Here is a 13629-nt window from a genome sequence, read left to right on the forward strand (position 1 = left end):
TGCCACTGCTGGCCTCAAGCCCGCCACTGACCGCCACTCATCACCCGCGTGATGGCGAGGGTATCGGGAGAGATCAGCAGCAGATCCGCATCCTGACCCACCCCGATACTCCCCTTGCCGGCCAGCCCCAGCGCTTTTGCCGGATTGGCGGTCACCACCGACAATGCCATCTCCAGCGCCCCCCCCTTGGCGCAGGCCTGCACCAGCGCCTGCCACAGGCTCCCTATCTGGCCGCAGCGCATCTCGATCAATCGTCCCTCGGCATCGAAGCGCGGCAGGCTGACGTTGGCATCCGAGCTGAAGCTGATGCGATCGGTGGGCACCCCGGCGGCCAGCAGTAATCCTCTCTAAAGGGGGCCTTCAGCTTATATTCTGGTTCAATTGAGGTCACTTTTACTGATTCTGATTGCCCTTGCTGTTATTGAAGCTGACACGCCACCATCAGATAGGATATGTACAGAGTACTCAGGAATAATGTCACTCGATGTGCCTGCCATAGCAGCAGTGCCTGCGGAAGCCTCTCCGCCGATATCAAATACCCAGAGACCTTCTTTTAATTTTTCAATGATGTGTTGTGACGACACCAAAACTAAAGCCTTATAGGAACGAGCCCCCCAACCAGCGCCCAGATCAAAACGCTGAACACGATAAAAAGTGGGTTTATTTTCTGCTTTCATGAAAAGCACCCCCTCGCCGCCACCTACTCCAACAGCAGGAATTTTTGTTACTTTCATGTCGACAACCATATAAGCTAACGATTCATCGAACGCTTTAGTGAGTCTTTCATCCCGCTCTAGCAACTGCGTAATAGTGTTGCGTGCCATGTCATTAATGTTCTGCTGCTTTATACTCTTTTGTTCATCATTTAAATGGCTGCAACCTGTAACCATTAACATAATAAAAATCAATACACACCGATTTGTTTTCAACATCCCCTCCCACTAAAACTCAGAAATACGGACACCTTCATATCACGAGATCTATTGAGATTCATAAATCTGAATAATCAGCATACGATGGCCAATATAACCATTAGACACCTCTAACATTATAATTATTGTTCCGTCTAAGCTCCGCCCAATATAAATAAATCTTGGTCGTCATGGCTCTGCCTACCATCGATAGTCCAGCATCATGACCATGCTGGTTCGTTCAGGACCAACACTGAACTCTGTCACTACGCCATAATGGCGGGCCAGATTCCAGTTCAGCCCAACCACACCTGCCCATTCATTTTCGTTTTCAGAAGAAATACTGTAAGCGACATTATATCCAAACGGCTCAGACTGCTGCGTAAATCCCTTCACTTTCATATAAGAAAAACCAACAAAAGGGCTGATCAACCCCAGATTGTTGAGGTGGAATGAACGACCAATTCGTGGGCTAATCAGGAGAGCTTCACTTTCGGTTCGCTTATCATCAGTTTCCGACCTGGTATAGCTGATCGGCAGAACACCAAAATACTGACCGAAACCAGCGGTAAAATTCGTACTTACCCCATAATTCCAACCTGAGAAATCTGGCGAAAAATGAATCGGCTTGATACCCGGCTTAATACGATTAAACACCGAGTCCGGGATGGTGACTTCCAGGTCAGAGCTTCCATCAAAACGCCCGGCATGTACGCCGACCTGCATAAACGGTAGAACCCACGAGCTGAGTTTCAGTTGCCATGTCTGGGTATTGCTTTCTGGATGACCAAAATCGATCTCATCCAGATTTAAACGGTCAAAGTCGATATCCGGACGACTGGGGATTGCCAGCTTCAAGCCGGAAAAACCGATCCCCTGTTGCATATAAGTTGGCACAATGGAAAAGGAGAACGGTAGAGGTAAATCAAATCCAAGCTCAATTGCCTTCTGCGCATAGAAAGGTAATGCATGCTCCCACTTGCGATTCAGCCTCTGCTGGTTTGACTGACTTGGCCGAGTTATAGATGGGCGTACATCTGCCGGGATAGTGGCATTCCGCTCAGCTTTGCGCAAAGCTCTGATCTGCTTGCGACTCTCATTGAGGTCTACCTCATCTGAGGATGATAACTCAGTAGCCGACGCTATCGATAAGGTTAGAAACAGAAATATAAAAAGCAAAACATGCATACTTCTCATCTTTATTAACATTGACTGGCCAACTATACTAACAACAAATGAATCACCAATTCTTAACAATTGGCATTTTGGTTATATTTTCTTATGGTTATATTTACCAGCGAACTTTCTCCACCGTTTTTATCCTTTTAGCATGTGAAAACATTATCCTAATTGGCTATTTTTAAAATCGCCGTAATTTAAAATAATTACAGCCATATATCACCTCCATGAATACGTAGGATTTTCCCCGCATATCACGTCATTGGGAGGGAATATGGCTCACCTTATCGAGACCATAGCCTACACCGACCAACCCCCCTGGCATGACTTCGGCAATCTGTTACCCCCGCAGCAATCTCTCAACATCTGGCCCCAGGCCGCCTGGCATGGACTGGACCGTTGAACAAAGCGGGGTAAAGCTCAACGTCAAGTTGCCCCGCTCGACACAATTTGATGCAGCGGCAGTGAAGGCCTCGCTGGGAGTGGGCTGTCCCATTGGGATGAGTTCAAAACCCAGACTCAGGCGCTGGTGGCACGCCCCTGCTCCCCGAGGGGGCATTGCGTTTCTTCAGTGACTTGCTGCACAACCACGGGATGAAGACAGTATTATCCTCACGCGCCCAGTACAGCGGCTGAACGAGTGTAGTGGTCTAATCATCCCGGACACCGTTTTAGGTGTCACCGTTACCTAAAGTGTTCAATGGCAAAACAACGTCGCTCATTCACTGCCGAGTTCAAGCTGGAAGTGGCATCCAGATGGTGCCGGTGACCATCGTCTCGGGCTTCATTCTGAGCCTGCTCGGCCCCATCCTGATACTGGCATTCCTCGCCATCTAAGCACTGCCTCTCAGACGAAGCAGCCCGACCTTGAGGTCGGGCTGCTTCGTTCCTGGCAGTCACGGCCTTTGTGCCATCTGACTGTCCCCTGCGATTGGCGACGTCAAGCGCGCCACTGACCACCACTCATCACCCGCGCGATGGCGAGGGTATCGGGAGAGATCAGCAGCAGATCCGCATCCTGGCCCACCCCTATGCTCCCCTTGCCAGCCAGCCCCAGCGCTTTTGCCGGATTGGCGGTCACCACCGACAATGCCGTCTCCAGCGCCACCCCCTTGGCGCAGGCCTGAACCAGCTCCTGCCACAGGCTCCCGATCTGGCCGCAGCGCATCTCGATCAGGCCCCCCTCGGCATCGAAGCGCGGCAGGCTGGCGTTGGCATCCGAGCTGAAGCTGATGCGATCGACGGGCACCCCGGCGGCCAGCAGCTCTACCAGTCCATCGGCGGCCAGCCGCTCGCCATCCTCCAGCAAGTCGGGGAAGCTCGAGGTGGTGAGATCGATCCAGCCCCCCGCCTTGCCCCAGTCGATGGCCTCGGCAAACAGCCAGGGGTTGCGGTTGCAGTGGGTGGGATAGAGCTGCCGCAGCGGGATATCGGTCTCATCGCGCAGGGCCCGCAGCAGCGCCAGCGCCCCAGGGCCATCCCCCAGATGGAAGAAGCTGACCCCGCTCTTGCCCGCGAGCAGCCCGGCCACCCGCGCCTCGCTCACCAGCCGGGCCAGCTCGTCATGGGTCGGCGCGCTGGATCGGTGATCGCTGATGGCGACCTCTCCCACCCCCAGCACTTCCGGGACCAGGATGATGTCCGACTCTACCGAGCCGGTGAGGGTCTTGACCGGCAGGTGATAGGAGCCGGTATACATGAAGGCGCTCACCCCGGCGGCACGAAACTCCCGCACTTTGCCGAGCACCTGGGCCGGGGTGCGGGTCAGACTGTCGGTGCCGAGCGCCGCCACCAGGGTGGTGACCCCCGCCTTGAGCGCCTCCCCGGCGGCCAGCTCGGGAGTGCGGAAGGCAAAGCCGCCCTCCCCGCCACCGCCGGTGATATGGGCGAGGGGATCCACCAGGCCGGGCACCAGGTAGCGGCCACGGCCATCCACCCGCGCCACCGGCCAGCCGTCGGGCACGGCCAGCCCCTTGCCTATCCAGGCGATGCGGCCGTCGGCCACCAGCAGATCCTGCTGCCCCAGGTAGCTGGGGCAGTAGAGTTCGGCACCCTCGATCAGGGTCAACATCATGGTTATTCCTCGCAATCCGGTTCATGGCACCAAAGAGACTGGCATCCCCCCATTTATCCACCATTGCCGCCGCAGTGAAAGCTTTTCCTAAGCGATGGTGGCCTCGTTCGCCATAGGCAAAGGCGGCCGGATCCGCTAGGCTCAGCAACAATTCCCCTTTGCTGACCCACCTTTACGCCCATGAACTATCTGGCTCACCTGCACCTAGCCGCCCACACCCAGAGCTCCCTCACCGGCAACCTGCTGGGAGACTTCGTCAAGGGGCCGCTGCCGAGCGCCCTGGGTCCCGCCTTCGACGAGGGGATCTGGCTGCACCGCAAGATAGACGCCTTCACCGACGCTCATCCCGAACACAGGGCCGCCGTCGCACGGTTCGAGCCGCCCTGGCGCCGCTTCGGCGGCATCCTGGTGGACATGCTCTACGACCATTGGCTCTGCCTGCATTGGCAGCAATTTGCCGACCCCTCCCTGCCCCACTTCCTGCGCGAGAGCTATGGCCGGTTGCTGGCAGACGATGCCGCCCTGCCGGAAGGGCTGCCCCTGCCCCTCAAGCGAATGGCGCAGCAGGACTGGATCGCCTCTTATCACAACCGGGAAGGGCTGACCCGGGCCCTCAACGGCATTGGCCATCGCCTGCGCCGCCCGCTGCCGCTGGGAGAGGCGCTCGCGACCCTGGATGCGCCGGGCTGGCGGGCAAGCGAGCAGGGCTTCCTGCGCTTCTACCCCGAGCTGATGGCCTTCAGTACGCAACAGCTGGCCGAGCGACGCCAGCCGCCGGCGCCATAAAAAAACGCCCCGCAGGGCGTCTTGTCAGGATGGGGCCCGGCTTATTGCGCCTCACCCTTCTTCTTGCGAATGCTGAGTCCCAGCTCACGGCCGCGCAGGCGGGCGTAATAGATGGTGCCGATGAAGGCGAGCGTAGTGAACACCAACTCCACCACCGCCAGCCACCGCTCCCCCTCATCCGTGGTGATCAGGGTCAGGGCATGGAGGAAATAGGGCATCAGCACGAAGTTGCCCCAGGCGTGGGTGTAGGGGTTGCCCTGTACTATGCCCTTGAGCGGGAACAGCAGCGGCACCGTCCAGATCACCGGCAGCAACCAGGGGTTGAGATCCGGGTGGGGCGAGAGCCACAGGTGCCACAGGATGACCCAGACCAGCAGGCCGAAGAAGCCGACCAGGGTCAGCAAGCGGGCGAAGCGGGTGCTCACTTGAGGATCTCCAGCACCAGTTCCGGCGGGCGACCGATGCGGGCCTGGCCGTTCTTGATGACGATGGGGCGTTCGATGAGCTTGGGATGCTGATGCATGGCGCTGATCAGCGCGTCCCCGCTTTGCGACGCCAGCCCCAGCTCCCGGTAGAGATCGTCCTTGGTGCGCATCAGCTGGCGCGGATCGGCGAAGCCCAGCATGGTCAGCAGGCTGCGGATCTCAGTCTCGCTCGGCGCCTGTTCCAGATAGAGCACCACCTCGGGGGCGATCCCCTGTTGCTCCAGCAGGGCCAGGGTTTCACGGCTCTTGGAACAACGCGGATTGTGGTAAATTTGGGTCTCGCTCATGGTAACTCCCTGATGTAACAAGATGGGACAAGAATTGGCGCTATTGTAGGGGAAACGAATGCACAGGGTAAGCAGCAGGGGGATGGAAATGAAACGAATTTGTTGGCTGATGTTGGCGACGCTGCTGGGCGCCTGCAGCCCGGCCCCCAGCTTCACCGACGGGGCGGGCAAGCAAATAAGCCTGGACCAGCTGGGCGGCAAACCGCTGCTGGTCAACTACTTCGCCCCCTGGTGCGCCCCCTGTCTGCGGGAGATGCCGCTGCTGGCGGCGCTGCACCGGGAAGGGCAGATCGGGGTGCTTGCCATCAACTATGATCCCGCCTCCCCGGCCGACTTGGACGCGCTGGCGCGGCAATATGGCATCGCCGTGCCCCTGATGATCACCGACGATGAGGCCAGCCTCCCCTTCCCCAGGCCGACAATGCTGCCCACCAGCTACCTGCTCGATAGGGGGGGCAAGTTGCAGGAGACCCTGGTGGGGGAACTCGATGAGCAGAAGATCGCCGATCTCAAGGCCCGACTGATGCGAGCGAAATAGCACAAGCTGCCGCAGTCTCACCATTTAGCGACAATTAACGCTGTAAAATACATCAAAAAAAAGCACATAAAACCACCAAAACAAGACGGGGTGCCTCATGGCACCCCGTCTCAGCTTATCGCGGCTCGACCCATTAGCCCTTCAGGCTGTCCAGATCCTTCTTGGCACGCTCCAGCTGGGTGATCCTCGCCTCGATGCGGGCCAGGGTCAGCTTGTCGCTGGTGGTACCGCGCGCCACGATCAACTCGTCGATGGCCGCCTGGTAGTCACCGCGCAGAGACAGGGTCTCCGCCCGCGCCATGTGCAAGTCCGTCATCCGGCCCGCCTTGCGATAGGCATCGGCCAGCAGGCTCCAGGCCAGGCTGTTCTCTTCATGCTCGCGGGCATAAGGATCCAGGGTGGCGATGGACTTCTTGTAGTTGCCCCCCTCCAGATAGGCGTTGCCAAGGTTGACCACCACCACCTCGTTGTCCGGCATGCGGATGCGGAAGCGCTCCAGCCGGGAGATGGCCTGGGCATTGCGCCCCTTGGCGAGATCGATATCGGTCATGGCATCGAGCATGAACAAGTCTTCGGGATGGCGCGTGGCCAGCTCCTGCATCAGCTTGTCGGCCTCGTCGATGCGTTTGAGCTGCAACAAGACCAGCGCCTTGCCGTAGAGGGCGGCGTCTTTGAGGGGATAGTCCCCCTTCTGCAAGCGGCTGTCGAAGTAGCTGAGCAGCGCCTGCGGACTCTCGGTGCCGTAGCGTACCTGGATGCGCACCTTGGCCAGCCAGAAGTCGAGGCTGGGGGGCAGAGTCCGCTGGCCGTAACTGCTGGCGCGGGCACGGGCCTCGCTGATCCGGGTCTCGGGCAGCGGGTGGGTGAGCAGCATCTCCGGCGGCTTGCTGGCGTAGCGATACTCCGCCGCCAGCTTCTGGAAGAAGTTCGCCATGCCCATGGGATCGAAGCCGGCGTCATAGAGCGTCTTCATGCCGATCCGATCCGCTTCGTATTCGTTGTCACGGGTGTAGTTGATGGCTGACTGCATGGAGAGGCCCAGCGTGGTCTGCAGGGCGGCGATACCGGCGGTGGGGTTGATCACCGCAAGTGCGATGGAACCCACCAGACCCGCCAGGGTCATGGCCGAGCTGCTGGCCTGCGCCTCCATGTAACGGGCGATGTGGCGCTGGGTCACGTGGGTGATTTCGTGAGCCAGTACCGAGGCCAGCTCGCTCTCGCTGTCGGCGTAGAGGAACAGACCGGTGTGCACCTTGACCCGCCCGCCGAGGAAGGCGGCCGCGTTGATGCTGGGATCGTTGATGAGGAAGAAGGTAAAGGGAAAACGTACCCCGTCGGCGTTGGTGAGCAGTCGCTGACCCAGATCGTCGATGTACTCGTTCAATACGGGGTCATCGATGATGGGCAGACCGGCCCGCGCGAAGCGCATGAAGGCATTGCCATAGCGCACCTCCTGCTCGATGGGCAGGGCCGCGACCCCGGCGGTGCCGATGTCGGGCAGCTGATTGTTCGCCTGGGCATGGAAAGTGGCGCCCATCATGGAGACCAGCAAGGGAAGTGATGCCATCAAGGGGGAAAAACGTGCCACGTTATCTCTATCTCCATCAGAAAAGGCTTCGGCAGAATACCCTTGCCCATCAAGGCTCACAAGCGTTGTTTCATGGTGCCATCGCGGCCATAATGACGACCACCCACGCGATGGAACCCTCCTCCCTCTATGGAACAGCAATGGGAACGGCTCGACCTGACCCCCTGGCGTTGTCCCGAGCCACTGATCCGGCTCAAACTCTGGCTGCGCAGCGCCCAAACGGGTCAATCCCTGCTCGTTTTGCTGGGGGATGCCGGCTCCAGACAGGACATTCCGGCCTGGCTGCGCCGTCAGGGCCATCAGGTGGTGCTGCTGCAGGAGTCCGGCAACGGTCTCTCCTTGCGGCTCGTCGTCGGGGCCGGGTCGTCACCGTGACGCCCATGCCAGCGTTCTCTCTTTACGGTCCGTCGTCGGGGCCCTGTCATTGCACAGACATGACCCCAGTAATGTAAGGAAGCCTTGATGTTAGAAGTATTGAAGCGCTGGTATCAGACCCGTTTTTCCGATCCCGATGCCGTCACCCTGTTCCTGTTGCTGGTATTTTGCTTCGCCGTGCTCTGGCTGTTTGGCGACATCCTGGCGCCGCTGTTGGTGGCCCTGGTGATGGCCTATCTGCTGGAGTGGCCGGTCAGCCGCCTGCAACGGGCCGGGCTCTCCCGTACCCTGGCGACCAGCCTGATATTACTGCTGTTTATCGCGCTGACCACCATGGCATTCCTGGGGCTTATTCCGACCCTGGTGAATCAGGGCATCAACCTGGCCAAAGAAGCGCCCTCCATGCTCAACCATGCCCAGGACTATGTGCGCACCCTGCCGGAGAAGTACCCCGAGATCATCGACGTCAGCCTGGTCGAGACCATTATCGACAACATCCGCCAACGCATCCTGGCCGGCGGCGAGCAGTTGGTGAGCGCTTCCCTGAGCTCTCTGGTCAACGTGGTTGCCATCCTCATCTACGTCATCCTGGTGCCACTGATGGTGTTCTTCATGCTCAAGGACAAGACGGTGCTGATGGGAGGCCTGCGCCGCTTTCTGCCGCGCAACCGCACCCTGGTCAACCGGGTCTGGGTGGAGATGAACGACCAGATCATCAACTACATCCGCGGCAAGGTGATCGAGATCCTGATCGTCGGGGTGGCGACCTATGTGCCCTTCGCCCTGATGGGGCTGCGCTACTCGGTTCTGCTGGCAGTGGCGGTCGGCTTCTCGGTGCTGGTGCCCTACATCGGCTTCGTCGCCATCAGCGTGCCCGTCGCCATGGTGGCCCTGTTCCAGTGGGGGCTGACTCCCGATTTCGCCTGGTTGATGGTGGCCTATCTGATCATTCAGGCGCTGGACGGCAACCTGCTGGTCCCGGTCTTGTTCTCGGAGGCGGTCAACCTGCACCCGGTCGCCATCATCATCGCCGTGCTGGTATTTGGCGGCCTGTGGGGCTTCTGGGGCGTCTTCTTCGCCATCCCCCTGGCGACCCTGGTCAAGGCGGTGCTCAACGCCTGGCCCAAGCGGGAGGAGCAGCCCCGCCCCACGGCGTGATGCCGATACAGATGAGAGGCTCCGGCCTCTCTTTTCTTATCCGTACGGCCAGCTTTCGATGACAATCAGAGCCACTTAGCACCGAGCGTCCCCCAACGCGCAGAAAGGACGGCCACCATCTTGCTATCAACTTGAATTTAAAATAAAAACAAGCTTCACTGACTGCATCGTCAGCACTATTCTATGCCCCCTCAGCTCCGGCCCCTGACTAAAAGGATGTGTCCATGCCCCCTCTTCGTGCCTTGCGCCTTGCGCCCCTCGGCTGTCTGCTGGCCCTGATGCTCACCCCCGCCGTCCGGGCCGAGATCGATCTCGGTTCCCTCGACGTCTTCGTGCAGGACAGCCCGACCAGCCCGGTCCCCAAGGGGTTGGTGCTCGGCGGCGCCGTCATCGGCGGGGATGCCCGCTACCAGGGCCAGGACAATACCGCCCTGGTGGTACCCGGCGCCGTCTACTTCGGCGATCAGTTCATGTTCCTCGGGGACAGGGCCCGCTACTACTTCCACAAGGACGACAACTTCGCCGCCTACGGCTATGGCCGGCTGCGCTTCGGCAACCTGGATCCCGACGATGCCCCCGAGCTCGCGGGCATGGAGGAGCGTGAATGGGAGCTGGAAGGGGGCATAGGCGCCAGCCTCATCACTCCCTACGCGCTGCTCAGCACCCGCCTCAGCACGGACGTGACCGGCACCAGCAACGGCCAGGAGCTGCTGCTGTGGGCCGACTTCCCCATCATCCGCGACAAGCTGCTCATCATGCCCGGCATGGGGGTGATGATCCGCAGCGACAAGATGGCGAACTACTACTTCGGCGGCGTCTCCGGTGCCGAAGCCACGGCGCAACGCGCCGAGTGGGACACCGGCACCACCCTCTCCCCCATGGCCGCCATCATCACCAGCTATCGCTTCAGCCCCCACTGGATCGGGATGTTTGCCGCCAACTACGAGCTCTATGACAACGACATCGCCAACAGCCCCATCGTTCAGCACGATGGCGAGCTCTACGCCGGGTTCGGGGTCGGTTATATCTGGTAGCCGGATGGCCTGATAACAGGGAATGCCAGCAACAAGAAGGGAGCCCGAGGCTCCCTTCTTTGTTATCGATTCCCGGCTCGAACTGGCCGCCCGCCTCAGCGTCCGGCCAAAAACTCGGCCAGCGCCTGATTGACGAACGCCGGGTTCTCCAGGGTCGAGATATGGCCAGCACCCGGGATCTCCTTGAAGGGGCAGCTGAGGGTCTCGGCCATCAGGTAACCCTCCAGCACCGGGCGCGCCTTGTCCTCGCAGCCGGTCATCACCAGGCTCGGCACCCTTATCTCTTCCAGCCAGTCCATCCGATCCTCCCGGCTCACGAAGGCACGTCCCACCGCCACCAGGCTGGCTACCTTGTCCACAGGCCAGGCGGCCAGACGGACCTTGAAGTCGGCCATCAGGGCCTCATCGGGTTGATGGGCGAAGAACAGCGGTGCCACCTGCTCGACGATGGGCGCGGGGATGCTGCCGAGCTGCTCCATGGTGGCGAGCATGGCGAGGTAGCGCTCGCAGGGGATCTGCGGCTCCCAGCCGACGAAGCTGTCCATCAGCACCAGTCCTCTCAACCGTGTCGGTGCCAGCTGGGCAAGCTCTACCCCCCACATGCCGCCGATGGAGAGCCCCACCAGCACGAAGTCGTCGATGCCGAGAGCGTCGAGCAGGGCGAGATGATCCCGTGCCAGGGTCCCCAGGGTGCAGGGGCCTGCCGGCAGCACGTCGGAATCACCGTGACCCCACAGCTCGGGCACGATGCAGCGGTACTGCCCCTCGAGCGCGGCAACCTGCGGCGCCCACATGGCGCTGTCCCACAGATAGCTGTGACCAAACAGCAGAACCGGACCCTGACCCTGATCCAGATAGGCCAGTTGACGACCCGCTATCTCCATCATTTTTTTCATGTTTGCTCCTGTTGCCGGCAAAGGGGGCGGCAGTGTAGCACGAGCGCCCCTGACTCCAGCGACGCGATGGCGCGGCGCAACCGGTCTTTTTCCATGTCCAGATCCGGCGCTAGCTCGCCATGGACCGCCCGTTAGCCACATGCCGGGCAACAAAAAGCCGGTCTTGCGACCGGCAAAAAGGCATTGAATAGAACGAAAAACCGTTGCGCCATCAGGCGCGGATATATTTGGCCGTGCGCGGGAAGGCTTGCTCCTTGGCATCGAACAGGTAGCAGGCCTCGGCCGGAATGCCGACGCTGTACTGCTCGCCGGTGGCCACATCGATATCTGAGTGGGCCTTGACGGTGAAGTCGTGACCATTCACATCCATGTAGACGAAGGACTCGGCCCCCAGATGCTCGGCCACCTGGACGGTACCGGTCACCTTGCTGTGTGCGTGGGGGTGATCCAGGGTCACCAGATGCTCGGGGCGAATGCCCAGCTCCACCTTGTCACCGACCGCGCCGCGGCGGGCATCGACCCGCACCCGCACCATGTCGCCGGAGGTGAGCTTGACCAGGCACTCCTGCTCCCCGATCTCCTGCAGCTCGCCCGCCAGGAAGTTCATCTTGGGGGAACCGATGAAGCCCGCCACGAACTTGTTGTCCGGGTTGTGATAGAGCTCGAGCGGCGTACCGAATTGCTCCAGGTTGGACTCGGCATCGCCCTTGAGCGGGCTCAGCACCACGATGCGGTTGGCCAGGGTCATGGCTTCCACCTGATCGTGGGTCACGTAGATGATGGTGGAGTTGAGCTCCTTGTGCAGCTTGGCGATCTCGATGCGCATCTTGACCCGCAGCGCGGCGTCCAGGTTCGACAGCGGTTCATCGAACAGGAATACCTGAGGCTGCTGGACGATGGAGCGACCGATGGCCACCCGCTGGCGTTGGCCGCCGGAGAGTGCCTTGGGCTTGCGGTCGAGCAGCGGCTCCAGGCCGAGAATGTCGGCGGCGCGCATCACCCGCTTGTGGATGTTCTCCTTGTCCATCTTCTTGAGCTTGAGGCCGAAGGCCATGTTCTCGTAGATGTTCATGTGCGGGTAGAGGGCGTAGGACTGGAACACCATGCCCACGTTGCGCTCCACCGGCGGCACGTCGTTCATGTAGCGGCCGCCGATGGTCAGCTCGCCGCTGGTGATGTCTTCCAGACCCGCGATCATCCGCAGCAGGGTGGACTTGCCGCAGCCGGACGGACCGACGAAGACAATGAACTCGCCCTCCTTGATGGCCAGGTTGATGTTGCGCAGGGTGTCCTTGTGGACCGCCGGATCGTAGTTCTTGCGAACGTTGTTGAGTACTACTTCAGCCATGACGAGCTCCGCTCTTGAATCTTTGCAAATCGTGATAGCGGGGGGAGAGGACTCCCCCGGCCACAAACATTAACCCTTGACGCCGCCCGCGGTCAGACCGCCAACCAGCCAGCGCTGCGCCATCAGGAAGACGACGGTGATGGGCAGGCCCGACAGCACGGCGGCGGCCGCGAAGTCACCCCACAGATAGTTCTGCGGATAGAGGTATTGCTGGGCACCGACCGCCAGGGTCAGGCTGTTCACATCCGAGAGCAGGATGGAGGCCACAGGCACCTCGGTGATGGAGCCGATAAAGGCCAGAATGAACACCACCGCCAGGATGGGCACCGACAGGGGCAGCAGGATCAGCCGGAACGCCTGCCACGGAGTCGCGCCGTCGATGGCCGCCGCCTCCTCCAGAGAGGAGTCGATGGTCTCGAAGTAGCCCTTGATGGTCCACACATGCAGCGCGATGCCGCCCATGTAGGCCAGGATCAGGCCGCCGTGGGTGTTCAGACCCAGCCAGGGAATGTAGTCGCCAATCTTGTTAAACAGCGCATAGATGGCCACCAGCGCCAGCACCGCCGGGAACATCTGGAAGATCAGCATGCCCTGCAGGATGGTCTGCTTGCCACGAAAACGCAGGCGGGCAAACGCATAGGCACAGGTGGTGGAGAGCACCACTATCATCAGGGCGGTGATGCCCGCGATCTTGATGGAGTTCCACAGCCAGGTCAGCACCGGGAACGGCGGCGGCGTGATGCTGCCATCGGCGTTGGTGATGGACATGCCAAGCGCCAGCTTCCAGTGATCCAGCGTCGGATCGGAGGGGATGATCTCCCCCACCGAGAAGTTGCCGTTACGGAACGAGATGGCGATGACCATGATCACCGGGAAGATGATCAGCGCGAGGAAGCACCACATGACCAGGTGGGTTGCCCACACCCGGTATTTGACTGATTTGGGTTGTACGATAGCCATTTGGAAGCTC

16 protein-coding genes and 1 pseudogene are annotated in these 13629 nt (G+C 60.2%); 7 read left to right on the plus strand and 10 right to left on the minus strand.

Features of this window, described 5'->3' with window-relative positions; all coding sequences use genetic code 11:
- Window positions 1–14: 14 nt before the first annotated feature.
- The 3 genes and pseudogenes from ACZ9IL_RS09975 to ACZ9IL_RS09985 all read right to left on the minus strand — a co-directional run.
- A pseudogene (locus ACZ9IL_RS09975) lies at window positions 15–338 on the minus strand (amidohydrolase family protein); the annotation flags it as partial.
- A gap of 39 nt (window positions 339–377) precedes the next feature.
- On the minus strand, window positions 378–932 hold the full coding sequence (locus ACZ9IL_RS09980; protein WP_476003376.1) for a lipid-binding SYLF domain-containing protein: 555 nt from the start codon (window positions 930–932) through the stop codon (window positions 378–380).
- A 180-nt stretch (window positions 933–1112) separates the two neighbouring features.
- Complete coding sequence (locus ACZ9IL_RS09985) at window positions 1113–2099, minus strand: hypothetical protein (RefSeq protein ID WP_476003377.1); 987 nt, start codon at window positions 2097–2099, stop codon at window positions 1113–1115.
- 265 nt (window positions 2100–2364) lie between these two features.
- Between ACZ9IL_RS09985 and ACZ9IL_RS09990 the strand changes: the two genes are divergently transcribed.
- Window positions 2365–2493, plus strand: a complete 129-nt coding sequence (locus ACZ9IL_RS09990) for a hypothetical protein (protein WP_476003378.1) — start codon at window positions 2365–2367, stop codon at window positions 2491–2493.
- A gap of 272 nt (window positions 2494–2765) precedes the next feature.
- Window positions 2766–2927 carry a hypothetical protein gene (locus tag ACZ9IL_RS09995; protein ID WP_476005397.1) on the plus strand — a complete coding sequence of 54 codons (162 nt, stop codon included), beginning with the start codon at window positions 2766–2768 and terminating at the stop codon, window positions 2925–2927.
- Between the two features lie 103 nt (window positions 2928–3030).
- Here ACZ9IL_RS09995 and iadA read toward each other — a convergent pair whose 3' ends face one another.
- Window positions 3031–4161 carry a beta-aspartyl-peptidase gene (gene iadA, locus ACZ9IL_RS10000; RefSeq protein WP_476005335.1) on the minus strand — a complete coding sequence of 377 codons (1131 nt, stop codon included), beginning with the start codon at window positions 4159–4161 and terminating at the stop codon, window positions 3031–3033.
- Between the two features lie 183 nt (window positions 4162–4344).
- Here iadA and ACZ9IL_RS10005 point away from each other — a divergent pair, with 183 nt between their 5' ends.
- A complete protein-coding gene (locus tag ACZ9IL_RS10005; protein ID WP_476003379.1) occupies window positions 4345–4950 on the plus strand; it encodes an acyl carrier protein phosphodiesterase in 606 nt (201 codons plus the stop codon).
- Between the two features lie 41 nt (window positions 4951–4991).
- Here the strand turns inward: ACZ9IL_RS10005 and ACZ9IL_RS10010 are convergent, their stop codons facing one another.
- Window positions 4992–5375: a DUF2069 domain-containing protein gene (locus ACZ9IL_RS10010; RefSeq protein ID WP_476003380.1), complete on the minus strand. Its 384-nt coding sequence runs from the start codon at window positions 5373–5375 to the stop codon at window positions 4992–4994.
- On the minus strand, window positions 5372–5722 hold the full coding sequence (arsC, locus tag ACZ9IL_RS10015) for an arsenate reductase (glutaredoxin) (RefSeq protein WP_476003381.1): 351 nt from the start codon (window positions 5720–5722) through the stop codon (window positions 5372–5374). The genes ACZ9IL_RS10010 and arsC overlap by 4 nt, the downstream gene beginning before the upstream one ends.
- A gap of 58 nt (window positions 5723–5780) precedes the next feature.
- On the opposite strand from arsC, the gene ACZ9IL_RS10020 reads away from it, so the two are divergent.
- Window positions 5781–6260, plus strand: coding sequence for a TlpA disulfide reductase family protein (locus ACZ9IL_RS10020; protein WP_476003382.1), 480 nt, complete (start codon window positions 5781–5783; stop codon window positions 6258–6260).
- Between the two features lie 133 nt (window positions 6261–6393).
- On the opposite strand, the gene bepA is transcribed toward ACZ9IL_RS10020, so the two are convergent.
- Complete coding sequence (bepA, locus tag ACZ9IL_RS10025; protein WP_476003383.1) at window positions 6394–7848, minus strand: beta-barrel assembly-enhancing protease; 1455 nt, start codon at window positions 7846–7848, stop codon at window positions 6394–6396.
- A 129-nt stretch (window positions 7849–7977) separates the two neighbouring features.
- On the opposite strand from bepA, the gene ACZ9IL_RS10030 reads away from it, so the two are divergent.
- From ACZ9IL_RS10030 to ACZ9IL_RS10040, 3 genes are all read left to right on the plus strand, one after another.
- Window positions 7978–8223, plus strand: coding sequence for a sulfurtransferase TusA family protein (locus ACZ9IL_RS10030; RefSeq protein WP_476003384.1), 246 nt, complete (start codon window positions 7978–7980; stop codon window positions 8221–8223).
- Between the two features lie 87 nt (window positions 8224–8310).
- The gene (locus ACZ9IL_RS10035; protein ID WP_476003385.1) at window positions 8311–9381 is read left to right on the plus strand and encodes an AI-2E family transporter; all 1071 of its coding nucleotides are present in this window, start codon (window positions 8311–8313) and stop codon (window positions 9379–9381) included.
- Between the two features lie 278 nt (window positions 9382–9659).
- A complete protein-coding gene (locus ACZ9IL_RS10040; RefSeq protein ID WP_476005336.1) occupies window positions 9660–10415 on the plus strand; it encodes a MipA/OmpV family protein in 756 nt (251 codons plus the stop codon).
- Window positions 10416–10510: 95 nt separating this feature from the next.
- Here ACZ9IL_RS10040 and ACZ9IL_RS10045 read toward each other — a convergent pair whose 3' ends face one another.
- From ACZ9IL_RS10045 to malG, 3 genes are all read right to left on the minus strand, one after another.
- On the minus strand, window positions 10511–11311 hold the full coding sequence (locus ACZ9IL_RS10045) for an alpha/beta fold hydrolase (protein WP_476003386.1): 801 nt from the start codon (window positions 11309–11311) through the stop codon (window positions 10511–10513).
- A gap of 211 nt (window positions 11312–11522) precedes the next feature.
- A complete protein-coding gene (locus ACZ9IL_RS10050; protein ID WP_476003387.1) occupies window positions 11523–12659 on the minus strand; it encodes an ABC transporter ATP-binding protein in 1137 nt (378 codons plus the stop codon).
- 69 nt (window positions 12660–12728) lie between these two features.
- Window positions 12729–13619 (minus strand): maltose ABC transporter permease MalG, encoded by an 891-nt coding sequence (malG, locus tag ACZ9IL_RS10055; protein ID WP_476003388.1) that lies wholly within the window; start codon window positions 13617–13619, stop codon window positions 12729–12731.
- Window positions 13620–13629: the final 10 nt, after the last annotated feature.

The organism is Aeromonas sp. TECH754 (assembly GCF_056279295.1).